The organism is Phenylobacterium sp. (assembly GCF_025351295.1).
Classification (GTDB): Bacteria; Pseudomonadota; Alphaproteobacteria; order Caulobacterales; family Caulobacteraceae; genus Phenylobacterium.
In genome coordinates this window covers 1-26,382 of record NZ_JANXWD010000098.1, presented here as the reverse complement: position 1 = coordinate 26,382, position 26,382 = coordinate 1, and the positions used below count along the sequence as shown (strand labels likewise).

Below are 26,382 nucleotides of genomic sequence, written 5' to 3'. Positions count from 1 at the left end.
GCCCTATCCGGCCCGCCCTTGACCGACCCTCGGCGCTCGGACAGAAGCGGGCGCATGCGAAACCGCCTTGTCCCCTGGCTGATCGTCGCCGTCGCGGCCCTGGCGCTGGCCGCCTGCGACAAGCCTAAGCCGCGCCAGGCCAGGGCCGGAGCCGCGCCGGCGGGAACCACGGCTGCACGTCTTCCCGCCCCGGCGGCCTGGGCCGCCGAGATGGTCGGCAAGCCGATGGGCCAGCTGTTCCCCGGCGAATTGAAGCCCTGCGTCGGCAACACCGACAACCTCGAGCAGAAATACAGTGACGGGGTGAAGATCGTCGGCTGGGGCTGGGACCCGGCGACCAAGGCGGCGATCGCCCATGTGATCCTGGTGGACCTCTCCGGCCTGGTGGCCGGGGCCGGCGAGACCGGCCTGGCGCGCCCCGACGTTCCGGCGGCCAAGCCGCAGATCAAGGATCCCAACACCGGGTGGGCGGCCTACACCCGCCGCACCGCCGGACCGCTCGACGCGTTCGGGGTGATCGACGGCGGCAAATCGCTTTGCCGGCTGGGGCACCTGGAGTTCTAGGGCTAGGGGTCGCCCGTCCCGGCCGCTGCATTGCGAAACGGCCCCGGAGTTCCCACATCACGCCTGTCCGGCCGAACCGAGCCGATGCCGGGCGGTTCGGCCGGAGAGTCGCTGCAACAGGACTCCCCGATGAACCGTGGACTGATCTTCGATAGCCCGTTCCTGCTGGGCTTTGAGCATACCCAGCGCCTGATCGAGCGGGCGGCCAAGGCGGCGGCGGAAAACTATCCGCCCTACAACGTCGAGGATCGCGGCGGGGACGGGCTGCGCATTACCCTCGCGGTGGCCGGGTTCTCGCCCGACCAGCTTGAGGTGACCGTCGAGGACCGGCAACTGGTCGTCGCGGGCAAGCGTGACGGTGCGGCCGGCAAGACCGACGACGCCTATCTGCACCGCGGCATCGCGGCGCGGGGGTTCGTCCGAAGCTTCGTCCTGGCCGACGGGATGGTGGTGGAAAACGCGACCCTGGAGCACGGCCTTCTCCACATCGATCTGGCGCGGCCGGAACCGGAGAAGCGGGTGCAGTCCATCCCCATCCGGACCCACGGCTGAGCCCTGTGAAGTACTTCTCTAAAGGCCGCCGGATTTCCCGGGGTCTAATCAAACGAGAGCCGCGCTGAACCTGCGGGCCCTCGACGCGTTGTGTTTCTTGGAGGTGGTCATGATGACGCCTATTCTTACAATTGAAGCCTTTGCCGCCCTCGGCGCGCCCGATCTTGTCTACGTTCGTCCCATAAAGGCGGCCGAGATCCTGGCGAACACGCCGGCCGCTCAGCTGCAGAGCTTCGAGCTCGACCCGGACCAGACGCTGTATGCGGTGCACCGAGCCGATGGCGAGCGGCTGGCCGTGCTGACCGACAAGGCCGCGGCGATGGCCGCCGCCCTGGCGCACGAACTGGCCCCGGTCTCGGTGCACTAGCACCGGGATCCTGTTCCGTTTTGAGGAAGCCGGCCCCGCGGCCGGCTTTTTCATGCGCGGCGCTTGGCGCCCTAGCCTTCCATTGACGTGGGTGCGTGCGCCCTATGCCGCCGACGGCCGCGCCGAGGCTTCCTGCACCAGCAGGGCATGAACGACGTCGGCGGTCTGCGCCTTGCGCAGTTGCTGGCGCAGCTCGCCCTGGCGCAGGAGGCGCGAGACCCGGGCCAGGGCGCGCAGGTGCTCGGCGCCGGCATTCTTGGGCGCGAACAGGGCGAACATCAGGTCGACCGGCTGATCGTCGACGGAGTCGAAGTCCACGGGATGCTCGATGCGCACGAACACGCCGCGCATGCGCTCCAGGCCTTCCAGCCGGGCATGGGGGACCGCGACGCCATGGCCGACGCCGGTGGAGCCCGCCGCCTCGCGCTCCGCCAGGGCCTCGAGGACCACACCGGCGTCGAGGTGGAAGCTGCGGGCCGCGATCTCGGCGATCACCGCCAGAGCCTTGCGCTTGGTGGCTGCGCTCACGCGCAGGGAGATCGCCGAGCGATCCAGCAATTCGCCGATGTTCATGACTTGACGAACGAACCCCAATCCGCGGGACCCGCGGGGAGCGCGGGCCACAGGCGGCCGTGAAGCAATTAGTGGGCCGGACCGGCCCCCTCCCCCTCAGTTCCAATACGGCCCCTGGTCCGCTCTGGATCGATCCAGCCGATATTTCCGTCGGGGCGGCGATATACCACCGAAAGTCCGCCGTGGGCGGCGTTTCGAAACACGATTGTTTGAGCTTCGGTCAGGTCCAGTTCCATGACCGCCATAGAAACCGTCATCGAGCGGACCACCTTCTCGGTCTCGGCGATGATCATCGGCTCGGGGAAGACGTGGCCGCCACCGTCGTCGAGGGCTTCGTCCGCGTCATCGCCCTCCACCGCGGCGATGACAAAGTAGGCGGCGCTCTCGGCCTGTTTGGCCAGGGCCGCGCTGTGGTGGCTCTTCAGTCGGTTCTTGTAGCGGCGAATCCGCTTGGCCATCTTCTCCATGGCCGAGTCGAAGGCCAGGTGGGCGTCGCCGCCCAGGCCGTGGGTGGTCAGCTGCTGGCCCGACGCCAGCGCCACGGCGCAGTCGACCTTGAAGGCGCTGCCTTCGCGGCTGACGACGACGTCGGCGCTGCCGCCCGCCCGGTCGAAGTATTTCGCGATGCTGGAGGAGAGTTCGTCGGCGACGCGCGTGCGCAGGGCCTCGCCAACGTCGACGTGCTTGCCAGTGACATGAACTTGCATGTGAAGATCAACGCGCCGGAGGCCAGAAGGTGTCAAGCGGCCGAAACCAGCCCCCAGGCGTACGCCAAACCCCTGACAACAATGTGAGCGGCGAGGACCAGGACATGGCCCGCCAAGGCCGGACGTGACCTGGCCTCAGGCCGGTTCCTTCAGCCGCCGCCGGCGGTCGACCGACGAGGGGATCTTCATCGCCTCACGGTACTTGGCGACGGTGCGCCGGGCGATGTCGACGCCGCCGGTCTTGAGGATCTCCACGATGCGGTCGTCGGAGTGGACGTCGGCCTCGGCGGCCTCGGTCTCGATCAGCAGCTTGATGCGGTGGCGCACGCTTTCCGCCGAGTGCGCCTCGCCACCCTCGGACGAGGCGATGGCCGAGGTGAAGAAGAACTTCATCTCGAACACCCCGCGCGGCGTGGACATGTACTTGTTGGACGTCACCCGGCTGACGGTGGACTCGTGCATGCCGATCGCCTCGGCGACGGTCTTCAGGTTCAACGGCCGCAGGTGGTCGACCCCGAACGCCAGAAAGGCGTCCTGCTGGCGGACGATCTCGGACGAGACCTTCAGGATCGTGCGCGCCCGCTGGTCCAGACTCTTCATCAGCCAGTTGGCCTGGGCCAGGCAGTCGGAGACGAAGGTCTTCTCCTGGTCGGTCTTGGACTGGCCCGAGACGCGGGCGTGGTAGCGCTGGTCCAGCAGCAGGCGCGGCAGGGTGTCGGAGTTCAGCTCCACGTGCCACAGGCCGCCCGACCCCTCGCGCACGAAGACGTCCGGCGCCACCGGCGTAGCGAGCTCGCCGCCGAACGCCGCGCCTGGCCGGGGCGTCAGGCCGCGGATCTCGGCGACCATTTCGCGGATGTCCTCGTCGTCGACCCCGCAGGCCCGCCTCAGCGAGGTCAGGTCGCGTCGCGCCAGCAGCGGCAGGTTGTCCAGCAGGGCGGCCATCGCCGGGTCGTAGCGGTTCCGATCCTTGAGCTGGATCATCAGGCACTCGCGCACGTCGCGGGCGGCCACGCCCACCGGCTCGAACCCCTGGATGACGCCCAGCACCGTCTCGACCAGCTCGACCGCGCAGCCGAGCCGTTCGGCGATCTCGTCCACCTCGGCGCGCAGGTAGCCGCCCTCGTCGATGGCGTCGATCAGCACCCCGGCGACCAGGCCCTCGGTGGGCGTCAGGCCGGCCGACATCAGCTGGTCTTGGAGAAACTCGGAGAGGGTCTTCTCGCGGATCTGGGCGCCTTCCAGCCCCTCGCCGTCGCCGTCGAAGCTGCCGCCCTTGCCGGCCTTGGACCAGTCTATCGATCCGCCGGCGTCGGCCGCCTCGGGCGCCTCGGGGGCGTCGCCGGTGACACGTTCGCCGGGGGAGACCTCGTCGTGGCTGGTGTCGAGGTCGGCGCGGGCCTCAGAATCCGTCACCTGTTCGGCCGAGGCCGGACCCTCGTAGTCCGGGGCGTCGTCAGGCTCTGCGTCGCGCTCGTCGCGCTGCAGCAGCGGGTTGCGCTCAAGCTCGATCTCGACGAAGGCCTCGAGCTCGAGATTCGACATCTGCAGCAGCTTGATCGCCTGCTGCAGCTGGGGGGTGATGACCAGCCCCTGGCCTTGCCGAATTTCGAGTCGTGCGCTGAGCGCCAAAAGACCGCCCCCTGGCCTGTTTCTTGCTTCCCAAGCTAAGCGGGCGATCCCAACTGACTGGTTAACACCCGCGAATTAAGCCGCGACGGGTGCGCGCACGGCTGTCTCCACGTCCCATTCGAAGCCCGGATAGAACTGGGCCATCAGCCGGTCGACATAGGCCACCAGGGTCCCGAAGCCCTCGGCGCGCCGCTTCAGCTCGGTCTCGAAGAACGGGGTCAGGATCGCCGCCAGCATGGCGAACACCGTGGCGTCCGCGCCGCACGGCCGCGGCCCGAACAGATAGCGTTGCTCGCCAAGGATCGCCGCCACCGCCGCCAGCGAGCGCACGCCCAGAGCCACGATCTCCAGATCTGAATGGCGGCCGATTCCGACCCCATGCACGGTCTGCTCCACGGCCCGGCGCGCCTGGTCGCGCACGAACGCCGGGGCGCCGTCGAAGACATGGGCCGGCCCCTTGGCGAAGTTCTCCGGGATCAGCCAGCGGCCGTGGATCATCACCCAGCCCAGATGGTTCTCGACCATCCGCTCGATCGCCCAGGCCTCGGCGCGCTGCCGCGGGCTCAGGCCCTCGTCGAAGTCGAGGCCGTAGGTCCGCTCCAGGTAGCCGCGGATGAAGGTGGAGTCGGCGATCCGCACGCCGCCGGCGTCGAGGAACGGCATCTGACCCTTCGGTGACTCCTGTGGCGCCGCCCGCACCTTCTCATACGCCAGGCCCGCCATCCGCAGCTGGACCTCGGTCTTGGTGACATAGGGGCTGATTTCCGGAAGGCCGAAACCCTCGCCCGCGCCGTAAAGAGTGATCATCCGCCTGCTCCGTCCGCCTGTTGACAGCGGGACCATGGCAGGGCCTTGTTGACAGCATTCTGTCAGCAGAACGGTGCGAGAACATGCGCAGGGCCGACCGGCTGTTCCAGATCATCCAGATCCTGCGGCGCGGGCGCAGGCCGATCACCGCCGAGGCCATCGCCGAGGAGCTGGAGACCTCCAAGCGCACGGTCTATCGCGACATCGCCGACCTGATCGGCCAGCGGGCCCCGATCCGCGGCGAGGCCGGGGTCGGCTACATCCTGGAGGACGGCCACGACCTGCCGCCGCTGATGCTGACGCCGGACGAGGTGGAGGCCGCGGTGCTGGGCGCCCAGATGGTGGCCGCCCGCGGCGACCCGGTGCTGCGCCGCGCCGCCGAGGACCTGATCGCCAAGATCGGCGCGGTGATCCCGGAGAACCTGCGGCCCCTGGTGCTGGAGCCGTCTACCCGCGCCGCGCCCAACTGGCGGGCCGTGGCGGACAATGTCGACATGGCCGGCGTCCGCCAGGCGATCCGCGCCGGGCGAAAGGTCGTCCTCACCTACCGCGACGAACAGGACCGTGAGAGCCGGCGAACGGTCTGGCCGTTCGCCATCGGCTATTTCGAGACCAGCCGGCTGATCGTCGCCTGGTGCGAACTGCGCCAGGACTTCCGCAGCTTTCGCACCGACCGCGTCTCCGCCGCCGAGTTTACCGAGGACCGCTACCCCGACCGCCCGGCCTCGCTGCGCGCCAGATGGCGGCGGCATCAGGACGAGCAGTACCGGCGGATGAAGGCGCGGGCCTGAGCCGTCAGCCGATGTCGAGGCGGCTCGGCGGCTTGGGAAAGCGCAGGGTCTTCGCACCCGGCAGGGTGGCCGGGTTGAACGTCGGGGCGCCCTTGACGAGGGGCAGGGCGGCGCGGCGGCCGTCGCCGAACTCGACCTCGCCGGAGGCCACGCCCAGGAAGGAGACTTCCTGCAGCCTGGGCATCGCCATGGCCATGATCCCCGCGGCCTTGCGCGCGCCGACCGCGGCCTGGGCGACGGATGCGGCCAATTCGCGGGCGTCGAGTTCGACGGCCGGGGCCATGGCCGGCGCGATGGACAGGATGACGCCGAGCTTGGTCCCTTCCGGGACGTCGATCTGGACCTTGGCCGCGTCGAGCTGAGCCAGGGTCGGCAGCCGCTCGACGCGCCCGTCCGCGCGCAACGGCAGGGGCGTGCGCGTCGCACCCTCCAGCAGCCAGACCGCCGCGGTCAGCGGCTGGCCTTCCCGCGTGAAAAGATAGGCCATCCGAAACCGGGTGCGCTCGGCCGCCGGTAGCTTCAGATAGGCCTCGAGGTAGGGAAACACCTTCTTTGCGTCGACCAGCTTGCCGGCCGCGCGGGCCGGCGCGGCCAGAGCCAGGGCGCCCAGGAGCGCCAGGAGGTTTCGCCGCGAGGGGGTCAGGTGAACCGGTCGCCGAGGTAGACCCGGCGCACCTCCGGGTCGTCTACGATCTCGTCGGGGCTGCCCTCGAACAGGACTTCGCCGGCGTGGATGATCGAGGCGCGGTCGATGATGTCCAGGGTCTCGCGGACGTTGTGGTCGGTGATCAGGATGCCGATGCCGCGCCGCTTCAGGTAGCTGATGACCTCGCGGATGTCGGCGATGGCCAGCGGGTCGATCCCGGCGAAGGGCTCGTCCAGCAGCATGAACGACGGCTCAGACGCCAGGGCCCGGGCGATCTCGACCCGACGGCGCTCGCCGCCCGATAGCGACACCGCCGGCGCGTTGCGCAGATGCTCGATGTGCAGCTCTTCCAGCAGCTGGGTCACGGTGGCGCGGGCCTTGGCGCGGTCGCGCTGGCGCAGCTCCACCACCGCCATGACGTTTTCCCAGACGCTCATGCCGCGGAAGATCGAGGTCTCCTGCGGCAGGTAGCCCACGCCCATCCGGGCGCGCTGGTACATCGGCTGGGCGGTGATGTTCTCGCCGTCCAGGTAGATCGCGCCGTAGTCGGCCGGGATCAGGCCGGTGATCATGTAAAAACAGGTGGTCTTGCCGGCGCCGTTGGGACCCAGCAGGCCCGCCACCTCGCCACGGCAGAGGCGCAACGAGACGCCCTTCACCACCGGGCGGCCGCGGAACGACTTGCCGACGTTGTCGACGACCAGCCCCTCGGTGGGGATCGCCCCCTTGGTTTCGACGCGCTGGGCGACGGTCACTGGGCGGTGTCCGGCTTCTGTTTCTTGGAGGGGTAGAAGACGCCACGCGGGCGGGCGCCGCCGGCGGTGCCGACCATGTGGCCCTCGCCGGTGTCGGTGTTGAACACCATGCGGTTGCCGCGCAGCACGTTCTGGCCCTGGACGGCCACCACGTCGCCGGTCATGGTGACGGTGTCGGCGCTGGCGTCGTAGGTAGCCGCGTCGCCGCGCACCCGCTGGTCCTTGGCGGTGACGTAGTAGACCGAGCCCTCGGCTTCGATGCGGATCAGGTCGCCGCAGGCGCTGCTACCGGTGGCGCCGCCGGCCCCGGACGTCCCGGCCTTGGGCTCGAAGAACGCCTTCAGGATGTCGGCGCGCAGGCGCGCCTCGCCCTGCAGCGCCTCGGCCTTGCCCTTCCAGATCGAGATGCAGGCCTTGTTCTGCACCTCCAGCTCGTCGGCGGTGACGTCGAGCGGGCCCTTGGAATGCGGGCCCAGTTGCTGGGCGTGGGCGCAGGCGCCGGCCAGCAGCGCGACAGCGAGAACGGCGGTGGTGACCAGAGACTTCATGACTGCTTTCGTCGGACCCACGTCTACTTCTTCGTCTCCAGGCGCGAACGGACGCCGCCCTTGAAGACCATGCGATCGCCCTTGTCATAGACGCCATAGGACTTCGCGGTGATTTCTCCAAGACCACCGGCGCCCTGAATGGGGCCTGAACCGATGACCTCGCCGGTCTTGGTGTCGAACAGCGAGGCGGCCGTATTGAAGGCGTTCTTGGCGTCGGCAAGCTTCACCCCGCCGGAGAGTTCCAGCTTGCCGTCCTGCTCGTGGAAGACGCCGTCGGCGCCGTTGATGCGCAGCTCGTCGGGGCCGCCCTCGTCCAGCACCAGGGCCGGCTTGTTGAGCATCACCCGCTGGTAGTCCAGCCGGTCGCGGGTGGCGGAGACGGCGGTCAGCACGAAGGGGCGGCCCTTGTCGTCGCGGCCGACGAAGCGGGGCGTCACCAGCCGGATCGGCTCGTCGCCGGCGCGGGCCTGCTTCGGCTGGGAATTGAAGGTCGACCAGGCCACGCTGCCGACCAGGCCGGCGAAGATCAGGGCTATGCTCACCGGCAACACGACCCTGAGCGTGCGGATCAGCCGCGAACGCCGCCGCCAGCGCTCGAAATCGACGCGCCGGGGCTCGGCCATGGGAGGCTCGGAAAGCGGCGGCTCAGCCAGGGGAGTGTCGACGGCGGTCATGCGCGTCACATATGGGCGAATATGTCGACGTCCTCCCAGCCGGCCACGTCCAGCAGGGCGCGGTGCGGGAGGAACGCGAAGGCGGCCTTGGCCAGGTGGTCGCGGCCCTCGCGGACCAGCATGATGTCCAGTTTCGCCCTGAGCGCGTGCAGGTGCAGCACATCGGAGGCGGCATAGGCGACCTGGTCCTCGCTGAGCTTGGCCGCGCCCCAGTCCGAACTCTGCTGGACCTTGGACATGTCCACGCCCAGCAGCTCCTTCGACACGTCCTTCAGGCCGTGGCGGTCGGTATAGGTGCGCGCCAACTTGGACGCGATCTTGGTGCAGTAGACGGGCGTGGTCACCACCCCAAGGTGAAGCCAGAACATGGCGATATCGAAGCGGCCGAAGTGGAAAATCTTCACCACCGCGGGATCGGTCAGCAGGGCCTTCAGGTTTGGCGCGTCATAGGCCGGGCGGCCGAGCTTCACCACATGGGCGTCGCCCTGCCCGTCCGAAAGCTGCACTACGCACAGCGGGTCGCGCCCGAGGCGCAGGCCCATGGTCTCGGAGTCGACGGCGACCGATGCGGCGCCGGCCAGGGCGCCGGCCGGCAGGTCGCCCTCATGAACGAATGTGGTCACGTGGCTTACCGACTCCGACGATATCCCCCGGTCTATCGTAGGGGTGGCGCCCAGGAAAGGACTCCGCTTGGGGGGTGATCCCCACGACGGTGGTGCCCAGGAAAGGACTCGAACCTTCACGGCCGTTAAGCCACTGGCACCTGAAGCCAGCGCGTCTACCAATTCCGCCACCTGGGCCCCGTCCGTCGGATCGGGAGGCGGCTACATATGGCGCCGCCTGGGCGGGGTCAACGTCGGTTCTCGACCTTGGGGTCTGTTGCATTGCGGCGCGGGGCCGCATCGTCTAATCCGCGCCCATGCAGAACCTCGTCACCGTCTTCGGCGGAACCGGCTTCGTGGGGACCCAGGCCGTGCGCTATCTGGCCAAGGCCGGCTGGCGCATCCGGGTGGCGATCCGCAACCCCAACCTGGCCTACAAGATGCGGCTGCTCGGCGACGTCGGCCAGATCGACGTGGTGCAAGCCAATGTCCGCGACCGGCCGTCGCTGGATCGCGCCCTGGACGGGGCGACCGCCTCGCTGAACCTGGTCGGCCTGCTGCGCGAGACCGGCCGCCAGGGGTTCCAGGCCGTCCATGTCATGGGCGCCAAGACCATCGCCGAGACCGCTCGCGCCGCCGCCGTCACGCGGCTGGTGCAGACGTCGGCGATCGGCGCCGACGCGGCCTCACCGTCCAATTACGCCCGCACCAAGGCTGAGGGCGAGGCGGCCGTGCGCGCCGTGTATTCCGATGCGGCGATCGTGCGGCCCTCCATCGTGTTCGGTTCCGGCGACGGCTTCTTCAACCGCTTCGCCGCCATGGCGCAGATCAGCCCCGCCCTGCCGCTGATCGGCGGCGGCGCCACGCGCTTCCAGCCGGTCTATGTTGGCGACGTGGGCCAGGCCCTGGCGCGGATCGTCACCGACCCGGCCGCAGCCGGCCAGACCTATGAGCTGGGCGGACCCGGCGTGTTCAGCTTCCGCGAACTGCTGGAGATGATGCTGGCCGAGACCGGCCAGCGCCGGATGCTGCTGCCGATCCCGTTCCCGGCCGCGAGCCTGCTGGGCAAGGTCGCGGACCTGGGCGCGTTCCTGATCCCGCCGCCGGTCACCGCCGACCAGGTCGAACTGCTGAAGACCGACAATGTGGTCAGCGGCCGGTATCCGGGGCTGGCCGAGCTGGGGATCACGCCCACGACCCTTGAGGCGGTGCTGCCCACCTACCTTTACCGCTACCGCAAGGGTGGCCAGTACGCCGACCAGGAAGACCGCGCGATGGCGGCGGAGCGGGCCTAGGGTCCCTGTCGCAGCCGGCCAGAGACTTGCAGGCGCTCGGCGCCTCCCCTCCTTGATCGTCATCCCCGGCCTTGTGCCGGGGACCCATGCTTCAGCTTGCGCGAGTGACTGCGGCAGGCCGCGCAGCGCGGCCTGCTCCCACGGCCGTGCCGGCGGGACGATGGATCCCCGGCACAAGGCCGGGGATGACGGGCCGGGTGGGGGCTGTCGAGTCCGGATCGCCTAGCAGCAGCCGAGGGCGGGCGGGACGAACTTCAGCAGTAGAAGACCCGCCACGCCGACCGCGATCCGCAGCCAGCCGAACGGGGCGAAGCCGCGCCGGGTGACGATCGCCAGCATGCCGCGGATCACCACCAGGGCGACCAGGAACGAGACCACGAAGCCCACCGCGATCAGTTCGGTGTGGCCGGTGTTGAGCTGGGCGCGGTTCTTCCAGGCGTCGACGGTGAACGCTCCGGCCATCACCGGAATGGCCAGCAGGAACGAGAACTCCGCGGCCACCCGCTTCTCCACCCCCATCAGCATCGCCCCGACGATGGTCGCGCCCGAGCGGGAGACGCCCGGCACCAGGGCCAGGCATTGGAACAGACCGATCGCGAACGAGGTCCTGAGCGGAATGGCCATGGCGTCCTTCCTGGTCGGGACAGGCGCATAGCGGTCGATCACCAGCAGCACCACGCCGCCGACGATCAAGGTGACGCAGATCAGGTTCGGGCTCTCGAACAGCACCCGCTTGATCAGGTCGTGCAGCAGCAGGCCGGCCACGGCGGCGGGCAGGAAGGCGACCAGCAGACTGAGCACGAAGCTCCGCGCCCGCGGCTGGGTCGGGATGAGCAGCGCGATCCGCCACAGCCGCTGGAAGTAGAGCACCACCACCGCCAGGATCGCGCCCAGCTGGATCAGCACACAGAAGGTGTCCCAGAAGCCGTCCGGCAGGCCCATCGCCTTTTTGGTCAGCAGCAGCATGCCGGTGGACGAGACCGGGATGAACTCGGTCAGCCCTTCGACGAGGCCCAGGATCAGGGCGGCTATCCAGTCGGACACGGCGGGCGCTCCAGGAGAATCGGCGCCGCGACTATGGCGAGGAACGCATTAATCTCAAAATTGGACTATATTTATCGCCTGAGGGGGCGTCGACTTTACATCCGAGGCGTGGAACGCGAAGTCCTCCGAGCAGATGAAGGCCAGCCACAAGGCGCTCTATTCCTACTGCAACGCGGTGATGGAGCCGTGGGACGGGCCGGCCGCGGTCTGCGCCACGGATGGCCGCTGGGTGGTGGCCGGAAAGGACCGTAACGGCCTGCGCCCGCTGCGGGTCACCGAGACCTCCGACGGCCTGCTGATCGTCGGCTCCGAGGCCGGGATGTGCCGGATCGACGAGGGCCGCATCGTGCGCAAGAGCCACATCGAGCCCGGCCGCATGCTGGCCGTCGATCTGGCCGAGGGCCGCCTCTACGACGAGGAAGCCATCATCGACCGTCTGGCCGAGCAGCACCCCTATGGCCGCTGGCTGGGCAACATCGTGGAGATGGAGGCCCGCGTCGGGCCCGGGCCGGAGCCGCGCCTCTACGCCCGCGAGGCGCTGGTCCGCCGCCAGGCCGCCGCCGGCCTGACCCTGGAGGACCTGGAGCTGATCCTGGCCCCCATGGTCGAGGAGGCCAAGGAATCCATCGGCTCGATGGGGGACGACACGCCGCTCGCCGTGCTGTCAGACCACTACGGGCCGCTCAGCCATTTCTTCCGGCAGAACTTCAGCCAGGTGACCAATCCGCCCATCGACTCGCTGCGCGAGAGCTCGGTCATGAGCCTGAAGACCCGGTTCAAGAACCTCGGCAACATCCTGGCCGAGGACGAGACCCAGACCGACGTCTTCGTCATGGAAAGCCCGGTGCTGACCACCGGCATGTACGAGCGGGTGGTGGGCGAGATCGGCCAAGAATGTCGCCCAGGTCGACTGCACGATGCCGCTCCCGGCCGAGGGCAGCGGCGGCGACGCGCTGCGCGCCAACCTGGACCGCATCCGTGTCGAGGCGGAGGAGGCGGCGCTGCGCGGCTGTTCCACCATCGTCCTAAGCGAGGCGGCCAGCGGCCCCGACCGCGTCGCCCTGCCGATGATCCTGGCGACGGGCGGGGTCCACGCCTGGCTGGTGGACAAGGGCCTGCGCTCCTACGTCTCGATCATCGTGCGGTCGGCCGAGTGCCTGGACACCCACTATTTCGCGGTGCTGATCGGGGTCGGCGCGACGGCGGTGAACGCCTACCTGGCCCAGGAAAGCTTCCTGGACCGGCTGGACCGCGGCCTGACCGGGACGCTCGGCCTGCGTGAACTGTGCCTGAACCACAAGAAGGCCATCGAGGGCGGCCTGCTGAAGATCATCTCCAAGATGGGCATCTCGGTGATCTCCTCGTACCGCGGCGGCTATAACTTCGAGGCCGTCGGCCTGTCGCGCGCCCTAGTGGCCGAGTTCTTCCCTGGCATGCCGTCGCGCATCTCCGGCATCGGCCTGGCCGGGATCGAGGCCAAGGCGGTCGAGCTGCACCGCCGCGCCTGGGACCCGGCCGCGATCGGCCTGCCGGTCGGCGGCTTCTACAAGGCCCGCCGCTCGGGCGAGGCCCACGCCTTCGAGGCGCGGATGATCCACGCCCTGCAGCGGGCCTGCGAGACCGGCGACTACCAGGTCTTCAAGCGCTTCTCGCAGGCGATGCGGACCCTGCCGGCCATCCAGTTGCGCGACCTGCTGGATATCCAGACGGCCGCCAGACCCGCGCCGCTGGAAGAGGTCGAGAGCGTCAACGAGATCCGCAAGCGCTTCCTGACGCCGGGCATGAGCCTGGGCGCGCTCGGCCCCAAGGCGCACGGGGCGCTGAACATCGCCATGAACCGGATCGGCGCGCGCAGCGTCTCTGGCGAGGGCGGCGAGGACCGCGCCCGCTACCAGCCGCTGCCGAACGGCGACAATCCCAACTCGGCGGTGAAGCAGATCGCCTCGGGCCGGTTTGGCGTGACCGCCGAATACCTCAACCAGTGCCGCGAGATCGAGATCAAGGTCGCCCAGGGCGCCAAGCCCGGCGAGGGCGGGCAACTGCCTGGCTTCAAGGTGACCGAGATGATCGCCCGGCTGCGCCACGCGACGCCCGGCGTGATGCTGATCAGCCCGCCGCCCCACCACGACATCTATTCCATCGAGGACCTGGCCCAGCTCATCTACGACCTGAAGCAGATCAACCCGATCGCCCGGGTCACCGTGAAGCTGGTGGCGATGACCGGCATCGGCGCCATCGCCGCCGGGGTGGCCAAGGCCAAGGCCGACGTGATCCTGATCAGCGGCAACGTCGGCGGCACCGGCGCCTCACCGCAGACCTCGATCAAATATGCCGGGGCGCCCTGGGAGATGGGCCTGTCGGAAGCCCACCAGGTGCTGACCCTCAACAACCTGCGCCACCACGTGCGCCTGCGCACCGACGGCGGCATCCGCACCGGCCGCGATGTTGTGATCGCCGCGATGCTGGGGGCCGAGGAGTTCGGGATCGGGACCGCGAGCCTGATCGCCATGGGCTGCATCATGGTCCGCCAGTGCCACTCCAACACCTGTCCGGTCGGCGTCTGCACTCAGGACGAGGCGTTGCGCGCCAAGTTCAGCGGGACGCCGGAGAAGGTGATCAACCTGTTCAGCTTCATCGCCGAGGAGGTGCGCGAGATCCTGGCCGGCTTGGGGATGACGCGCCTGCTGGACGTGGTCGGCCGCACCGACCTGCTGCTGCAGGTCTCCCGCGGCGGCGAGCACCTGGACGACCTGGACCTCAACCCCCTGCTGGTGAAGGCCGACCCGGGGCTGAACAAGCCCTACTGCACCGTCGAAGGGCGCAACGAGGCGCCCGACACCCTGGACGCCCAGATCGTCCGCGACGCCGCCCCGCTGCTGGAGCGCGGCGAGAAGATACAGCTCACCTACACGGTGCAGAACACGGCCCGGGCCATCGGCACGCGGACGTCGTCGCACATGGTCCGCAAGTTCGGGATCGACGGCCTGGCCCCCGGCCACCTCACCGTCCAGCTCAAGGGCTCGGCCGGCCAGAGCCTGGGCGCGTTCGCCGTACAGGGCCTGCGCCTGGAGGTGACCGGCGAGGCTAACGACTATGTCGGCAAGGGTCTCTCCGGCGCCACCATCGTGGTCCGGCCGACGCCCGGGCTGGCCAACCCGCACCGCAACGCCATCATCGGCAATACGGTGCTGTACGGCGCCACCTCCGGCCGCCTGTTCGCCGCCGGGCTGGCGGGCGAGCGGTTCGGGGTGCGGAACTCTGGCGCGGTGACCGTCATCGAGGGCTGCGGCGCCAACGGCCTGGAATACATGACCGGTGGGACGGCGGTGATCCTGGGCCCGGTGGGCTTCAACTTCGCGGCCGGGAAGACCGGCGGCATGGCCTTCGTCCACGACCCCGACGGCCGGTTCGAGCACGCCGTGAACCGCGAGAGCGTGGTCGTGTGCCGGGTCGCGAGCCCGCACTGGCAGGGCGTGCTGCGGGCCTTGGTCGAGGAACACCGCTGGGAGACCGGCTCGGCCCTGGCCGGCGATCTCATCCGCAACTGGGACCTGGCGCTGGCCGCCTTCTGGCAGGTGTGCCCGAAGGAGATGGCCGGCCGGCTGGACCACCCACTGGAGTCGGAAGAGCACCTGCACGAGCGGGCCTAGAGCGCGGCGCGCGCCCGCTCGCACCAACCTGCACGTCGGCGCATGCCGCTGCGCCGACGAACCTGCGCCTTACGGGCTACAGAACGCGCCGACAGGCCGGCGTGGCCGATCGTCATTCCCGAAATCCATCAGTGGCTAGCGTACGCGGCTTGGCCTGCAGGAGTATTTATCATGAAGGCCTCTCTCGGCTGGCTCGCGGCCGCCCTCGTCCTTTCCGCCGGCGCGGCGGAGGCGTCCTCCGCCATTTCGCTCATCACGCCCGGGACCGAATCCGTCGACGCGGGCCATACCCTGGGCTTCGAGTTCTCGACCCTGAACGCCCAGTCGATCACCGCGCTCGGCATCTACGACAGCGGCAAGGACGGCCTCGCCGACACCGCCCAGATCGGGGTCTGGGACACCTTCGGCCACCTCGTCGCCTCGGCCACCATCAAGGCCGGCGGCGGCACGCTGGACGGCTTCTTCCGCTATGTGGCGATCACCCCGGTCGCGCTGGACGTGGGAACCCACTACGTGGTCGGCGCCTACGACGAACATGACGCGCAATCGTCCTGGGCGGCCGGCCAGGGCGGAACCGCGGCGCTCAACCTTAACCTCAACTACTTCGGCAACCGCTTCAGCTCGACGGGCGCCCTCAGCTATGCCGACTCCTCCAGTGGCGGCGGCGCGTTCCTGGGCGGCAACTTCAAGATCGAGCCCACCTCGCGGGTCAGCGCCGCGCCGGAACCGGCGACCTGGGCCCTGATGCTGGCCGGGTTCGGCCTGGCGGGCGTCGCCCTTCGCCGCCGGACCGCCGCGCTCGCCTGAGCCGGCGGCTGCGACCGGGGGCCTAGATGGCCTCCGGCTCCGGCCCGATGTACCGGGCCCTGGGCCGGATCAGGGTGTCCGCCTGCCCCTGCTCGATGGCGTGTGCGATCCAGCCGGCGCAGCGCGCCACCGCGAACAGGGCGAAGGGGGCGTCGGTCGGCAGCTTCAGGGCTTCGCAGGCGGCGATCAGGGCGAAGTCGACGTTAGGGTCCAGGCCGGTGACCGCCTTCACGGCATCCTGCAGCCGGCCCAGGTCTTCCGGCGGCGCGAAGCGGGTCAGCAGCGCCCGGGCGCGCGGGTCGCCGTCCGGATAGAGGTTGTGGCCGAAGCCCGGCAGGGCGCGGTCGTCGGTCAGCCGGCCGGCGATCGCCTCGCGCGGGCCCAGCAGCGCCGCCTCCGCCGCAAACTTGTGCACGGCGGCGGTGGCGCCGCCGTGGCGAGGGCCGGACAGCGTCGCTATCCCGGCCAGCGCCGCGGCCGCCAGGGAGCATCCCGTCGAGGCGGCAACCCGTGCGGCGAAGACCGAGGCGTTGAGCTCGTGGTCGGCCACCAGCACCAGAATGCGGCGGATCAGGTCCGCCCCCGGGCCGCCTGGGCCGACGCCCCAGGCCTGGGCAAGCCGCCCGTGGATCGGGCCGCCGCCCACATCGCCGACCACGGCGTCGGTCAGCACGTCCAGCAAGGTCGCCGCCTCCACCGCCAGCGCCAGCGCGGCCCGGCCGCGGGCCGGCGGATCGCTGGCCGCCCGGCCCGCCAGCGCCAGGAAGGCCCGGGTACGCATGTCCGGCCCCTGGGGCGGCCTGGGCCGTTCCGACCGCTTCAGCGCCGCGCCGTGGCCCCCTCGCAGCAGCCGCGCCACCGACTCCAGGGTCTCTGTCTCCGCCAGCCGGATCGCGTCGCGGCCCCGGTAGAACAGCCGCCCGCCGCTGACCGTGGTGATCTCCGAGGCCAGCACCGGCTCGCCCCAGTTGATGGCGCCGGAGGCCACCTCGGCGATCTTGCGGCTGCGCGACTTGCGTTCGGTCAGCGCCGCGATGTCGGCGGCCCGATAGAGGCTGCGGCGCGGGTCACGCGGGTCGGGCCGGACGCTGACCCGCCCCCGGCTCACGTAGGCGTAGAGCGTCTGGGCGCGGACCCCCAGGCGGTCGCGGGCTACCTCGGCGGCGATCCAGTCGGCTTGCGGCATTTTTTACATTGATCACATTGATCAAGATTGATCAAGCTCAAGATACGGCATTTCCCTGCGCCAGCAAGAGAGAAGGAGATCCGTGATGACCGACGGTTTGGAAGGCGTTGTCGCCGCCGAGACGGTGCTCAGCGAGGTGGACGGCGCCGCCGGCGTGCTGATCGTCCGCGGCCGTTCGCTGGACGAGCTGGCCGGCATTGCGCGCTACGAGGATGTCGTCGCCCTGCTGTTCGGCGGCTTCTATCCCGACCTGCCGGCCGACATCCCCGTCGCCCTGGGTCGCGCCCGGGCCGAGGTGTTCGCCGAGGTGCAGGCGCTAGACACCGGCTTGATGGACCGCACGCCGATCGAAGCCATGCGCGCCCTGACCGCCCGGCTGGCTGACGGCGACAACGCCCAGGTGGCCTTCCGGCTGCTGGCCGCCCCGGCCGTGTTCACCGCCGCCGTGGTCCGCGCCAAGGCCGGCCACGCCCCGGTCGCGCCGGACCCCACCCTGACCCATGCCGCCGACATCCTGCGGATGCTGCGCGGCCAGCCCGCGACCAAGGTCGAGGCCGATGCGCTCGACACCTATCTGGTGACTGTCGCCGATCATGGTTTGAACGCCTCGACCTTCGCCGCCCGCGTCGTGGCCTCTACCCACGCCGGCCTGACCTCGGCAGTGCTGGCCGGGATCAGCGCGCTGAAGGGACCGCTGCACGGCGGCGCGCCGGGCCCGATCATCGAGATGCTGGACGAGATCGGCGACCCGGCCAACGCGCGGGCCTGGATCGAGCGCGCCCTGGCTCGCGGCGATCGGCTGATGGGCTTCGGCCACCGGGTCTACAAGGTCCGAGACCCCCGCGCGGACGCCCTGAAGTCCGCCGTCCGTTGGCTGGACGCTCGCCAGGGTCGGCTGGAGTTCGCCGAGGCCGTCGAGGCCGCCGCCCTGGCCATCCTGCGTGCGCACAAGCCCACGCGCTCGCTGCAGACCAACGTCGAGTTCTACACCGCCCTGCTGCTGGAGGCCCTGGCCTTCCCGCCCAGCGCCTTCACCTGCGTCTTCGCCATGGGCCGTGTCGCTGGCTGGCTGGCCCACGCGCGGGAGCAGACGACGGGCGGCCGGCTGATTCGGCCGGCGAGCGTGTACGTGGGCCCGATGCCGCAAAAGGCGGCATAGTCTAACCCGGCGTGCGTCGCCGGCGTTTGTGTCGGACACCCGACCGTGTCGCCGCCTTGGCGTAGGCTATGGGCAGGGCGTAGGATCGCACCGGATGGCCGGCGACAGCGGGAGTGTGCGTGTGGCCCAATCGATCGAGAGCGACATTGAGGCGATTGGCGTCATCGACGCGATCCCCAAGCTGCTTGAGGTGGTCTGCCGCGCAACCGGCATGGGGTTCGCCGCCGTGGCGCGGGTCACCGAGGACCGCTGGGTGGCCTGCGCGGTGCGCGACGAGATCGACTTCGGCCTGGCGGTCGGCGGCGAACTGCTGGTGAAGACCACCATCTGCGACGCGATCCGCGCCTCGGGCCAGGCGGTGATCATCGACGACGTCGCCGAGGATGCCGACTTCCGCGGCCATCCGACGCCGGCCATGTACGGCTTCAAGAGCTACATCTCGGTGCCCATTGTCCATGACGGCCAGTTCTTCGGCACCCTGTGCGCCATCGACCCCAGGCCGGCGCGGCTGAAGGCGTCCACAGCGCCGGCGCTGTTCGAGCTGTTCGCCGAGCTGATCGGCGCCCACCTGGCCGCCCGCGAACGCCTGGCGCAAAGCCAGGAGGCGCTGCTGAACCAGCGCGAGGCCGCCGAGCTGCGCGAACAGTTCATCGCCGTCATGGGCCACGACCTGCGCAACCCCCTGGCCTCGGTGGATGCGGCCGCGCGGCTGCTGCAGAAGACCCCGCTGAACGCGCGGGCCCAGATGCTGGTGCACACCATGCAGCGCAGCGTGCAGCGGATGGCCGGGCTGATCGACAACGTCCTGGACCTGGCGCGCGGCCGGCTGGGCGGCGGGTTCGAGATCGAGCGGCGCCGCACCCTGGACCTGCGCCCGGCGCTGCAACAGGTGATCGACGAGCTGCAGCTGGCCCATCCGCAGCGGCGTATCGAGGCAAGCCTGCAGATCGACGCGCCCATCGACTGCGATGGCCGGCGGATCGCCCAGCTGGTCTCGAACCTGCTGGCCAACGCCATGACCCACGGCTCGCAGGACGCGCCGATCCGTCTGCAGGCGCGCACGACCGACGGCGCCTTCGAGCTGGCGGTCGCCAACAGCGGCGATCCGATCCCCGAGGCGGCGATGCAGAGGCTGTTCCAGCCCTTCGCCCGCGCCGCGCTGCGGCCCCATCAGCAGGGCCTGGGCCTGGGCCTCTATATCTGCGCCGAGATCGCCCGCGCCCACCATGGAACCCTGGAGGTGGCCTCCGACGCGGAGGAGACCCGGTTCACCTTCCGGATGCCGCTGGTCGCCACCGGCTCCGATCTCGTTCCCGCGTTGACGGGGTCGGCGTAGGGAGGGTCGCGATGTCCGAAAGCCGCCAGCGCCGTTCGGCGAACCGCACTATCGTCAGGCCATGACCCAATACGCACTGTTCGACACCGACATCGGCTGGGCCGGGATCGCCTGGGGCGAAGCCGGGCTCGTGGGCGTCCATCTGCCCGACCGCGATCCCGAGACCGCGCGGCGCAGTTTCCTGCGGCGGTTCCCGGAGCTCGCGGAGGCCGAGGTCCCGGCGCGTCTGTCGACGACCGTCGAGGCGATCCGCGCGCTAATGCGCGGCGCGAAGGCCGACCTGACCGCCGCGCCGCTGGACCTGTCACGGACGCCCGAGTTCGACGCGCGGGTCTATGAGATCGCCCGCGCCATCCCGCCGGGCGAGACGCTCACCTATGGCGAGCTCGCGGTGCGGCTGGGCGACAGGCTGCTGGCCCGCGAGGTCGGCGCGGCCCTGGGCAGGAACCCCTGGCCGATCGTGGTGCCCTGCCACCGGGTGACGGCGGCCGGCGGCAAGCCCGGCGGGTTCTCGGCGCGCGGCGGCGTGAACACCAAGCTGAAGCTGCTCGGCATCGAAGGCGCCCGGGCCGCGGCCCAGACCGACCTGTTCGCATGAGGCCGGCGCTGGAGCGCCGCCTGCTGCAGCTCGCCATCGCCGCGGCCGGCCTCGTGCCCGTGAGCGCGGGGGTCTGGGGCGGGCTGGGCGGGATGCACACGGTGGGCGTCACCGCCGACAGCCATGCCCGCTACCTCTCCGGCCTGCTGCTGGCCATCGGGCTGATCTTCTGGTGGGCCATTCCGACAATCGAGCGGCGCGGGGCCGTGGTGCGGACCCTAACCGTGGTGGTGCTGGTCGGGGGCCTCGCCAGGCTGGCCGGCCTGGTCCACTCCGGCGCGGCGCCCGCGGCGATCCTGCCGCTTGTCATGGAACTGGGCGTCACCCCGCTGCTGGCGCTCTGGCGCGAGCGAGTGGCGCGGCGGATAGGCATCGGCCCGGCCTCCTGACCGCCGGGCGCCCGTGTGGCCTCGGCCGCCGTGCAGCGTCAGCGCGCCCTCCACCCCTTCGGGGTCCCCCTCCCCCTTAAACGGGTGAGGAACAGGACGCGCTCAGTGCCTCGCCCGCAATGCGGGGGCTACGAGATTCACACATCTCGCCAGCGCCTAGCGTGAACCCTTCTCCGGCAAGGGGCGAAGGACGATACCCTCCGCAAGCGCCGATCAAATCCACCGCATTCAGAGATGTGTGAATTCCGTAGCAATGCGGGAAGGGGGAGGGGGAGGGGGACCCCGAAGGGGTGGAGGGGGCGCTGGGGCCGTGCGGCGCGATCAGCCGCCGCCGGCCGGTCCGCCGCCCAACGCCGCCGCCAGGCGCGGATGCGCGGGGTCGATCGCCTCGAGGTCGGTCTTCATGACCCGTTCCCGGGGCAGGCACAGCATGTTGAGCGACAGGATGTTCTTCTCGAACACCAGGCTCTCATGGCCGTTGAAGTTACCCGGGCCGGCCAAGGGCGGGGTGTGCCAGTAGAGGTCGTAGCCCAGCGCCTCGATCAGCCGGATCAGCTGGACCTGATGCTCGGGCCGGTCGTTCTCCACATAGAGCAGCGGGCGGCAGCGCAGGATGGTGGCGGCCGCGCCGGCCAGGACCTCGGCCTCGAAGCCCTCGACGTCGATCTTGATCAGGCCGCAGGCCGGCAGGTTGAGCTCGTCCAGCGGCATGACCCGGACCGACTGGCCCGCCGACCCCTCGGCGATCAGCGACACGCCGCCGAAGTTCTCCTTGCCCGCATAGTCCATCGGCGGGATCACCGCGCGCCCGGCCTCCGGCCCGCAGGCGTCGGGCGAGGCGATGACATTGTCGATGTCGTTGAGGGCCAGGTTGGCGCAGAGGATCTGGAAGATCCGCTGCTGCGGCTCGAAGACGTACATCGGCCCGGGGCGGCAGGCCCGCGCCATGGGCACGGTGTGGGCGCCGATGTTGGCCCCGATCTCGACCACGGTCATGCCGGGGCGGATCACCTTCTCGAACAGCTGCCACTCGCCGGGGCTGAACTCCCCGTACACCTCCAGGCAGGTGGTCATGTAGACGTCGCCCTTGAGCGACAGCATCGGGCCGTGGCGAGTGGTCAGGGTCTTGGTGGCGCTGGTCATTGCGGGGAATACGCGAGGAAAAGGCGGGCCGAGGCAAGCCGCGGCCGACGCGGCTGCGGTGACCCTTCGAGACATTCCCGCATAACTTGTTTTGTGGGTTCGGGGCGCGGGGGTGCGGCCGGGGACCCTTCAGCCAGACGGAATTGGGGCGCAAACCTGTTCAAAGCCTACGGTCGCTATTTCGATTTCCGAGGCCGGTCGGGGCGTTCGGAGTTCTGGCTGGTCACGCTCTGGAATATTCTCTGCGTCATCGCCGCGGTGGCGATCGACATGCTCATCTTCGGGGGAGACCCGACCTCTCCGTTCGGCATCTACGGGCCGGCCTATCTGCTGGTGGTGCTGGCCAATCTCATTCCAGGCCTCGCCGTAGACTTCCGCCGGCTCCACGATAGCAACCGCAGCGCCTGGTGGATTCTGATCTCGCTGGCGCCGCTGATCGGCAGTATCGCTCTGATCGTCTTCTGGTGTCAGGGCAGCACCCCGGGCCCCAACCGCTTCGGCGCGCAGCCCGGCGCGCCGCTGGACGACCTGCAGACGACCTTCGCCTGACGGTATCGCCGGGGCCGTGACAGCCCCGGCGACGCCCGCTAACACCGGGACATGTCCATCGGCGTGTTCGATTCCGGAGTGGGAGGCCTCAGCGTCCACCGCCGGCTCGTGGAACGGTTCCCGCGCGCCGACTTCGTCTACCTGGCCGACCAGGCCAATGCGCCCTATGGCGGCCGCCCAGGCGAGGAGATCGTCGAACTGACCAGGGCCGGCGCGATCCGGCTGTTCGACGAAGGGTGCGACGTGGTGGTACTGGCCTGCAACACCGCGGCCAGCGTGGCGCTGCGGCGGCTGCAGCAGACCTGGCTGCCGGGCTATCGGCGCGAGGTGGGGCGGCCGCTCAACATCCTGGGCATCGTCGTGCCGACCATCGAGGCGGCCACCGGCTTGCCCTGGGAACACGAGGCCGAGCTGCGCGGCGACAAGGTCGAGAAGCTGGACGTGCTTGGCGTATTCTCGACCCCGGCGACAGCGAAAAGCCGGGTCTATGAGATCGAGATCGACAAACGCCGCCAGGACGTCGCGGTATTCTCCGAGCCCTGCCCGGAGCTGGCGCGGATGATCGAGGACGGCGCGCCGCGCGACGCGCTGGCCGCCACCATCGCCGGCCATGTGAAGGCGCTGGCCACCCGCATCGGTCGCAGCCCGGACCGCGCGATCCTGGGCTGCACCCACTATGAGATCGTGGCCGACCTGTTCCAGGCCGCCCTGCCGCCGGGCACGCCGCTGATCCGCCAGCCGGACGCCACCGCCGACGCCCTGGAGCGCTACTTCGCCCGCCACCCCGAGTTCCAGCCCGGCGAGAGCGCCGTTCGCCGCTTCCTGACCACCGGCAAGCCCGGCGCCCAGCACAGCCTGGTTGAGACTTTCTGGGGAGGACCGCTAAGCTTCGGGCGGGCTTAGGGGACAGACGATGAAGTTCGCGGTGGTGGGGGCGCTGGCCGCCCTGATGCTGGCCGGCGTGTCGCGGGCCGAGGTGGTGGACAAGGGCCCGCAGGGGTTCCGTCTGAAGACGGTGCAGCAGGTCGCCGCGCCGCCCGAGACGGTCTTCAAGGCCATCGGCGAGATCGGCCACTGGTGGAGCGACGACCATACCTACTCCCACCATGCCAGCAACATGACCATGCCGCTGACGCCCAACGCCTGCTTCTGCGAGGCGCTGCCGGGCGGCGGCGGGGTGCGACACGGCGTGGTGGAGATGGTGATCCCCAACCAGCAGGTCCGCGTCGAGGCCGCGCTCGGGCCGCTGCCGGACGAGGGCGTCGCCGCGGCCCTGTCGTTCGTGCTGAAGCCCAAGGACGGCGGGACCGAGCTGACCGTCACCTACCATGTAGGCGGCGCCCGCGACCTCATGGTCTCCGCCGCCCCTGTCGTGGACGGCGTGATCAGCGAGCAGATCGTCCGGCTGAAGCGCTATATCGAGACGGGCAAGCCCTGACCCCGTGCCGCCGCCGCCAGCGCCCGTCCAAGCTGGCGCCTTCGGCGTAGGGCGCGAGGTCCGCGGTGGGGGCGCCGCCCGGGCCCATGCCGGGTTCCGGACGCGCCGCGCCAATCCGGGTCTCGACGGGGAAGACACCAGACCAGGGGGCCCAGCCAGCATCGGCCGGAAGGTCGGCGACGCCGCCCTCGCGCACCTTTGCCGAGGCCTCCTCGATCTCCATCTCGACCAGGACGATCTGGGCCAGTTCGGACTCGGTGGCCGGGCGCAGCCGGGCGGCGCGGCCGGCGTAGAGGCGGTCGATGAAGGCGTCCATGGCGGTGCGCTTGGCGGCCACACCCTCCACCCGCCGCGCGCGGCCGAAGGCCATCGCCGAGCGGTAGTTCAACGAGTGGATGAAGCCCGAGCGGCCGACCACGAACCCGTCGAGGAAGCTCACCGTCACGCACACCGGCGCGCCCGCGCCCGCCGCGGCCAGCATCCGGCTGGCCGCCGCACCATGCCAGTACAGCTTGCGGCCCTCGCGCCAATAGGCCGTGGGGGTGACGAACGGCTGCCCGTCGATCACATAGCCCACATGGGCCATCACCCCGGCGTCGAGGATCTCATACACCGCCGCCTCGTCGTAGCGCCCGCGCTGCGGCCGGCGGCGCAACTGGCTCCGCGGCGTCGGGGTGAAGGCGGGGCCTGGGGCGACGGCGTTCATGGCTGGACATCCTTTCGGGGTCGCAGCTAGACCTTGCGTGGTCTGCCAGACAGGTCCAATCGTGCGCCCTGAGGCAGACCACTTGAGGTGATCATGAGCTGGGCGGAGGTCTATCCCTGGCGGGCCCCGGCGGCCGGCGGGCCGGTGATCCGGCAGGTCTACGACCAGGTGCGCGGCGCGATCCACGAGGGCGCGCTAGCCCCCGGCGGCCGGTTGCCGTCCAGCCGCGACCTGGCGGCCAAGCTGGGCGTGGCGCGGGCGTCGGTGGTGGCGGCCTATGACCAGCTGCTGGCGGAAGGCTACGCCCAGGGCCGTCCGGGGTCGGGCACCTATGTCTGCGGCGACCTGTCGGGGGTGATGGACCTCAAGGCGGGGGAGCGGCCACCCGTGGCCGCGCCGGCGCCGACCGCCCAGGCCGCCCGGCTCTCCAGCCTGTTCCCGCCCCAGGCGCAGACCTTCTCCAACGGCCGCACCCTGATGGACGCCCACGCCCTGGGCGCCTGGTCGCGGTCCACGCGCCGCGCGCTGCGCACCCTGGACCCGATCCACTTCGGCTATTCCGAGCCGGCCGGGGACCTTCGCCTGCGCGTCGCCGTCGCCGAGTACCTGCGCGCCGCGCGCGGCGTGGTCTGCGACCCGGACCAGGTGATGCTGACCTCGGGCGCGCAGCATGCCGTGGACCTGGCGCTGCGGGTGCTGCTCCAGCCGGGCGATGCCGTATGGCTGGAGGACCCCGGCTATCCGTCGACCTGGCAGGCGGCCACGGCGGCCGGCGCGCGCACCGTCGCGGTGCCGGTGGATCGCGCGGGCCTAAGGGTCCAGGCAGGGATCGCGGCCGCGCCGGACGCCCGGGTGGCCTTCGTGACCCCCTCGCACCAATACCCCACCACCGTGGCGATGACGCTCGGTCGGCGGCTGGAGCTGGTGGCCTGGGCGCGGGAAGCCCAGGCCTGGATCGTCGAGGACGACTACGCCACCGAGTTCCGCTACGCCGGCGCCCCGCTGCCGTCGCTGCAGGGCCTGGATGGCGGCGATCGGGTGATCTACGTCGGCACCTTGAACAAGGCGCTCTTCCCGGGCCTGCGGCTGGGTTATCTGGTGGCGCCCCGGGACCTTGTCGACCGGTTCCGCGCCACCCGCTGGCTGATCGACCGCCAGCCGCCGACCCTGACCCAGGCGATCACGCTCGACTTCCTGCAGAGCGGCCAGTTCGCCGCCCACATCCGCCGCCGCCGGGTGGCCTACAAGGCCCAGCGCGACGCCCTGGCCGAGGCCCTGTGCCGGCGCCTGGGCGATGTGCTGGAGCCGGACGTGCCGGACCAGGGCATGCACCTGGTCGCCTATTTCCGCGACGGCCGCGACGACGTCGAGGCGGAGGCCGCCGCCCTGGCGCGCGGCGTCACGGCCCGCGCGATGCGCCCGCTCTATCACGACCTGAAACCCAGGCGCGGCCTGCTCCTGGGCTTCACAGGCTTCCCCGCCAGCGCCATGGACGCCGGCGTCGCGCGCTTGGCGGCGGCTCTGGGCGCCTGAGTAGCCAAGTTCCTCCCTCGTTGGGGAAAGTGGCGCGAAGCGCCGGAGGGGGTCCTCCACGACGGCGCCGTCGAAGCCTATCGGCGCCTCGGAGGTGGATGAGGAGGGTTCTGAGCGGACCCCCTCACCCGCTTCGCGCGAGCTCCCCTAAGGGGGGGCAACTAGAGCGCGTCAGGCGAAAGTGGATCCGGGTTTCGCCGCCCGACGCGCTCTAATTCAAAGAGTTAGAGCCTTTTTATCTGGTTCAAGTGACTCCACTTGAACCAGAAACGCTCTAGCGGCGGCGGGATGCGCCATCCAAAATCTAGCGCTCGACCTTCGGATCCAGCTT

General features: G+C 70.2%; 27 protein-coding genes, 1 tRNA gene and 1 pseudogene. 15 read left to right on the top strand and 14 right to left on the bottom strand.

What is annotated here, in order from left to right:
• The first annotated feature begins 54 nt into the window (after nucleotides 1-54).
• From Q0R13_RS13905 to Q0R13_RS13895, 3 genes are all read left to right on the top strand, one after another.
• The gene (locus Q0R13_RS13905; RefSeq protein ID WP_293904888.1) at nucleotides 55-564 is read left to right on the top strand and encodes a hypothetical protein; all 510 of its coding nucleotides are present in this window, start codon (nucleotides 55-57) and stop codon (nucleotides 562-564) included.
• Between the two features lie 129 nt (nucleotides 565-693).
• Nucleotides 694-1,116: an Hsp20 family protein gene (locus Q0R13_RS13900; RefSeq protein ID WP_293904886.1), complete on the top strand. Its 423-nt coding sequence runs from the start codon at nucleotides 694-696 to the stop codon at nucleotides 1,114-1,116.
• Between the two features lie 109 nt (nucleotides 1,117-1,225).
• Nucleotides 1,226-1,483 (top strand): DUF1150 family protein, encoded by a 258-nt coding sequence (locus tag Q0R13_RS13895; RefSeq protein ID WP_293904884.1) that lies wholly within the window; start codon nucleotides 1,226-1,228, stop codon nucleotides 1,481-1,483.
• Nucleotides 1,484-1,585: 102 nt separating this feature from the next.
• Here the strand turns inward: Q0R13_RS13895 and ptsN are convergent, their stop codons facing one another.
• The 4 genes from ptsN to Q0R13_RS13875 form a co-directional block, all read right to left on the bottom strand.
• Nucleotides 1,586-2,056 carry a PTS IIA-like nitrogen regulatory protein PtsN gene (ptsN, locus tag Q0R13_RS13890; RefSeq protein ID WP_293904882.1) on the bottom strand — a complete coding sequence of 157 codons (471 nt, stop codon included), beginning with the start codon at nucleotides 2,054-2,056 and terminating at the stop codon, nucleotides 1,586-1,588.
• A 68-nt stretch (nucleotides 2,057-2,124) separates the two neighbouring features.
• On the bottom strand, nucleotides 2,125-2,763 hold the full coding sequence (gene raiA, locus Q0R13_RS13885; RefSeq protein ID WP_293904880.1) for a ribosome-associated translation inhibitor RaiA: 639 nt from the start codon (nucleotides 2,761-2,763) through the stop codon (nucleotides 2,125-2,127).
• Between the two features lie 135 nt (nucleotides 2,764-2,898).
• Entirely contained in the window at nucleotides 2,899-4,395 is a 1,497-nt protein-coding gene (gene rpoN / locus Q0R13_RS13880) for an RNA polymerase factor sigma-54 (protein WP_293904878.1), read from the bottom strand.
• A gap of 75 nt (nucleotides 4,396-4,470) precedes the next feature.
• A complete protein-coding gene (locus tag Q0R13_RS13875) occupies nucleotides 4,471-5,202 on the bottom strand; it encodes a glutathione S-transferase family protein (protein WP_293904876.1) in 732 nt (243 codons plus the stop codon).
• Between the two features lie 83 nt (nucleotides 5,203-5,285).
• Here Q0R13_RS13875 and Q0R13_RS13870 point away from each other — a divergent pair, with 83 nt between their 5' ends.
• The gene (locus Q0R13_RS13870; RefSeq protein ID WP_293904874.1) at nucleotides 5,286-5,993 is read left to right on the top strand and encodes a YafY family protein; all 708 of its coding nucleotides are present in this window, start codon (nucleotides 5,286-5,288) and stop codon (nucleotides 5,991-5,993) included.
• Between the two features lie 4 nt (nucleotides 5,994-5,997).
• Here Q0R13_RS13870 and Q0R13_RS13865 read toward each other — a convergent pair whose 3' ends face one another.
• From Q0R13_RS13865 to Q0R13_RS13840, 6 genes are all read right to left on the bottom strand, one after another.
• Nucleotides 5,998-6,540, bottom strand: a complete 543-nt coding sequence (locus tag Q0R13_RS13865; RefSeq protein WP_293904872.1) for a hypothetical protein — start codon at nucleotides 6,538-6,540, stop codon at nucleotides 5,998-6,000.
• 92 nt (nucleotides 6,541-6,632) lie between these two features.
• A complete protein-coding gene (gene lptB, locus Q0R13_RS13860) occupies nucleotides 6,633-7,358 on the bottom strand; it encodes an LPS export ABC transporter ATP-binding protein (protein WP_293904890.1) in 726 nt (241 codons plus the stop codon).
• A 32-nt stretch (nucleotides 7,359-7,390) separates the two neighbouring features.
• Entirely contained in the window at nucleotides 7,391-7,942 is a 552-nt protein-coding gene (locus Q0R13_RS13855; protein ID WP_293904870.1) for an LptA/OstA family protein, read from the bottom strand.
• A gap of 23 nt (nucleotides 7,943-7,965) precedes the next feature.
• Nucleotides 7,966-8,565 carry an LPS export ABC transporter periplasmic protein LptC gene (lptC, locus tag Q0R13_RS13850; RefSeq protein WP_293904868.1) on the bottom strand — a complete coding sequence of 200 codons (600 nt, stop codon included), beginning with the start codon at nucleotides 8,563-8,565 and terminating at the stop codon, nucleotides 7,966-7,968.
• 56 nt (nucleotides 8,566-8,621) lie between these two features.
• Nucleotides 8,622-9,239, bottom strand: a complete 618-nt coding sequence (locus Q0R13_RS13845; RefSeq protein ID WP_293904866.1) for a ribonuclease D — start codon at nucleotides 9,237-9,239, stop codon at nucleotides 8,622-8,624.
• 90 nt (nucleotides 9,240-9,329) lie between these two features.
• Nucleotides 9,330-9,416: transfer RNA gene (locus tag Q0R13_RS13840), tRNA-Leu, on the bottom strand.
• 119 nt (nucleotides 9,417-9,535) lie between these two features.
• On the opposite strand from Q0R13_RS13840, the gene Q0R13_RS13835 reads away from it, so the two are divergent.
• Nucleotides 9,536-10,513, top strand: coding sequence for a complex I NDUFA9 subunit family protein (locus Q0R13_RS13835; protein ID WP_293904864.1), 978 nt, complete (start codon nucleotides 9,536-9,538; stop codon nucleotides 10,511-10,513).
• Nucleotides 10,514-10,735: 222 nt separating this feature from the next.
• Here the strand turns inward: Q0R13_RS13835 and Q0R13_RS13830 are convergent, their stop codons facing one another.
• Nucleotides 10,736-11,557 carry an undecaprenyl-diphosphate phosphatase gene (locus Q0R13_RS13830; RefSeq protein WP_293904863.1) on the bottom strand — a complete coding sequence of 274 codons (822 nt, stop codon included), beginning with the start codon at nucleotides 11,555-11,557 and terminating at the stop codon, nucleotides 10,736-10,738.
• 133 nt (nucleotides 11,558-11,690) lie between these two features.
• Between Q0R13_RS13830 and gltB the strand changes: the two are divergent.
• Together gltB and Q0R13_RS13820 are read left to right on the top strand one after the other, a co-directional pair.
• Nucleotides 11,691-15,207, top strand: a pseudogene (gene gltB, locus Q0R13_RS13825) (glutamate synthase large subunit); the annotation flags it as partial.
• 171 nt (nucleotides 15,208-15,378) lie between these two features.
• Nucleotides 15,379-16,014: a PEPxxWA-CTERM sorting domain-containing protein gene (locus Q0R13_RS13820; RefSeq protein ID WP_293904861.1), complete on the top strand. Its 636-nt coding sequence runs from the start codon at nucleotides 15,379-15,381 to the stop codon at nucleotides 16,012-16,014.
• Nucleotides 16,015-16,036: 22 nt separating this feature from the next.
• On the opposite strand, the gene Q0R13_RS13815 is transcribed toward Q0R13_RS13820, so the two are convergent.
• Entirely contained in the window at nucleotides 16,037-17,200 is a 1,164-nt protein-coding gene (locus tag Q0R13_RS13815) for a citrate synthase (RefSeq protein ID WP_293904859.1), read from the bottom strand.
• 85 nt (nucleotides 17,201-17,285) lie between these two features.
• Between Q0R13_RS13815 and Q0R13_RS13810 the strand changes: the two genes are divergently transcribed.
• From Q0R13_RS13810 to Q0R13_RS13795, 4 genes are all read left to right on the top strand, one after another.
• Nucleotides 17,286-18,359 (top strand): citrate synthase/methylcitrate synthase, encoded by a 1,074-nt coding sequence (locus Q0R13_RS13810; RefSeq protein WP_293904857.1) that lies wholly within the window; start codon nucleotides 17,286-17,288, stop codon nucleotides 18,357-18,359.
• A gap of 121 nt (nucleotides 18,360-18,480) precedes the next feature.
• Entirely contained in the window at nucleotides 18,481-19,695 is a 1,215-nt protein-coding gene (locus tag Q0R13_RS13805) for a GAF domain-containing sensor histidine kinase (RefSeq protein WP_293904855.1), read from the top strand.
• Between the two features lie 61 nt (nucleotides 19,696-19,756).
• The gene (locus tag Q0R13_RS13800) at nucleotides 19,757-20,293 is read left to right on the top strand and encodes a methylated-DNA--[protein]-cysteine S-methyltransferase (RefSeq protein WP_293904853.1); all 537 of its coding nucleotides are present in this window, start codon (nucleotides 19,757-19,759) and stop codon (nucleotides 20,291-20,293) included.
• Nucleotides 20,290-20,682, top strand: a complete 393-nt coding sequence (locus Q0R13_RS13795; protein ID WP_293904851.1) for a DUF4345 domain-containing protein — start codon at nucleotides 20,290-20,292, stop codon at nucleotides 20,680-20,682. The genes Q0R13_RS13800 and Q0R13_RS13795 overlap by 4 nt, the downstream gene beginning before the upstream one ends.
• Nucleotides 20,683-21,003: 321 nt before the next feature.
• Here Q0R13_RS13795 and Q0R13_RS13790 read toward each other — a convergent pair whose 3' ends face one another.
• Nucleotides 21,004-21,825, bottom strand: a complete 822-nt coding sequence (locus Q0R13_RS13790; RefSeq protein ID WP_293904849.1) for an FkbM family methyltransferase — start codon at nucleotides 21,823-21,825, stop codon at nucleotides 21,004-21,006.
• Here Q0R13_RS13790 and Q0R13_RS13785 point away from each other — a divergent pair.
• Genes Q0R13_RS13785 through Q0R13_RS13775 form a run of 3 tightly spaced genes read left to right on the top strand, consistent with a single transcriptional unit; the run spans nucleotide 21,790 to nucleotide 23,812 of the window.
• Nucleotides 21,790-22,374: a DUF805 domain-containing protein gene (locus Q0R13_RS13785; protein WP_293904847.1), complete on the top strand. Its 585-nt coding sequence runs from the start codon at nucleotides 21,790-21,792 to the stop codon at nucleotides 22,372-22,374. The two genes, Q0R13_RS13790 and Q0R13_RS13785, sit on opposite strands and share 36 nt — an antisense overlap.
• 51 nt (nucleotides 22,375-22,425) lie before the next feature.
• Complete coding sequence (locus Q0R13_RS13780; RefSeq protein WP_293904846.1) at nucleotides 22,426-23,277, top strand: aspartate/glutamate racemase family protein; 852 nt, start codon at nucleotides 22,426-22,428, stop codon at nucleotides 23,275-23,277.
• Nucleotides 23,278-23,287: 10 nt separating this feature from the next.
• Nucleotides 23,288-23,812: an SRPBCC family protein gene (locus tag Q0R13_RS13775; RefSeq protein WP_293904845.1), complete on the top strand. Its 525-nt coding sequence runs from the start codon at nucleotides 23,288-23,290 to the stop codon at nucleotides 23,810-23,812.
• Here Q0R13_RS13775 and Q0R13_RS13770 read toward each other — a convergent pair.
• Nucleotides 23,760-24,518: a pyridoxamine 5'-phosphate oxidase family protein gene (locus Q0R13_RS13770; protein ID WP_293904843.1), complete on the bottom strand. Its 759-nt coding sequence runs from the start codon at nucleotides 24,516-24,518 to the stop codon at nucleotides 23,760-23,762. The two genes, Q0R13_RS13775 and Q0R13_RS13770, sit on opposite strands and share 53 nt — an antisense overlap.
• A gap of 93 nt (nucleotides 24,519-24,611) precedes the next feature.
• On the opposite strand from Q0R13_RS13770, the gene Q0R13_RS13765 reads away from it, so the two are divergent.
• Nucleotides 24,612-26,051, top strand: a complete 1,440-nt coding sequence (locus tag Q0R13_RS13765; RefSeq protein ID WP_293904841.1) for a PLP-dependent aminotransferase family protein — start codon at nucleotides 24,612-24,614, stop codon at nucleotides 26,049-26,051.
• Nucleotides 26,052-26,382: the final 331 nt, after the last annotated feature.

Excerpts from the sequence above, each read along its gene's own strand:
- Q0R13_RS13905 (WP_293904888.1), top strand. The coding sequence starts at position 55 with ATGCGAAACCGCCTTGTCCCCTGGCTGATCGTCGCCGTCGCGGCCCTG.
- Q0R13_RS13900 (WP_293904886.1), top strand. The coding sequence starts at position 694 with ATGAACCGTGGACTGATCTTCGATAGCCCGTTCCTGCTGGGCTTTGAG.
- Q0R13_RS13895 (WP_293904884.1), top strand. The coding sequence starts at position 1,226 with ATGATGACGCCTATTCTTACAATTGAAGCCTTTGCCGCCCTCGGCGCG.
- ptsN (WP_293904882.1), bottom strand. The coding sequence starts at position 2,056 with ATGAACATCGGCGAATTGCTGGATCGCTCGGCGATCTCCCTGCGCGTG.
- raiA (WP_293904880.1), bottom strand. The coding sequence starts at position 2,763 with ATGCAAGTTCATGTCACTGGCAAGCACGTCGACGTTGGCGAGGCCCTG.
- Q0R13_RS13875 (WP_293904876.1), bottom strand. The coding sequence starts at position 5,202 with ATGATCACTCTTTACGGCGCGGGCGAGGGTTTCGGCCTTCCGGAAATC.
- Q0R13_RS13870 (WP_293904874.1), top strand. The coding sequence starts at position 5,286 with ATGCGCAGGGCCGACCGGCTGTTCCAGATCATCCAGATCCTGCGGCGC.
- Q0R13_RS13855 (WP_293904870.1), bottom strand. The coding sequence starts at position 7,942 with ATGAAGTCTCTGGTCACCACCGCCGTTCTCGCTGTCGCGCTGCTGGCC.
- lptC (WP_293904868.1), bottom strand. The coding sequence starts at position 8,565 with ATGGCCGAGCCCCGGCGCGTCGATTTCGAGCGCTGGCGGCGGCGTTCG.
- Q0R13_RS13835 (WP_293904864.1), top strand. The coding sequence starts at position 9,536 with ATGCAGAACCTCGTCACCGTCTTCGGCGGAACCGGCTTCGTGGGGACC.
- Q0R13_RS13820 (WP_293904861.1), top strand. The coding sequence starts at position 15,379 with ATGAAGGCCTCTCTCGGCTGGCTCGCGGCCGCCCTCGTCCTTTCCGCC.
- Q0R13_RS13815 (WP_293904859.1), bottom strand. The coding sequence starts at position 17,200 with ATGCCGCAAGCCGACTGGATCGCCGCCGAGGTAGCCCGCGACCGCCTG.
- Q0R13_RS13810 (WP_293904857.1), top strand. The coding sequence starts at position 17,286 with ATGACCGACGGTTTGGAAGGCGTTGTCGCCGCCGAGACGGTGCTCAGC.
- Q0R13_RS13800 (WP_293904853.1), top strand. The coding sequence starts at position 19,757 with ATGACCCAATACGCACTGTTCGACACCGACATCGGCTGGGCCGGGATC.
- Q0R13_RS13795 (WP_293904851.1), top strand. The coding sequence starts at position 20,290 with ATGAGGCCGGCGCTGGAGCGCCGCCTGCTGCAGCTCGCCATCGCCGCG.
- Q0R13_RS13790 (WP_293904849.1), bottom strand. The coding sequence starts at position 21,825 with ATGACCAGCGCCACCAAGACCCTGACCACTCGCCACGGCCCGATGCTG.
- Q0R13_RS13780 (WP_293904846.1), top strand. The coding sequence starts at position 22,426 with ATGTCCATCGGCGTGTTCGATTCCGGAGTGGGAGGCCTCAGCGTCCAC.
- Q0R13_RS13775 (WP_293904845.1), top strand. The coding sequence starts at position 23,288 with ATGAAGTTCGCGGTGGTGGGGGCGCTGGCCGCCCTGATGCTGGCCGGC.
- Q0R13_RS13770 (WP_293904843.1), bottom strand. The coding sequence starts at position 24,518 with ATGAACGCCGTCGCCCCAGGCCCCGCCTTCACCCCGACGCCGCGGAGC.
- Q0R13_RS13765 (WP_293904841.1), top strand. The coding sequence starts at position 24,612 with ATGAGCTGGGCGGAGGTCTATCCCTGGCGGGCCCCGGCGGCCGGCGGG.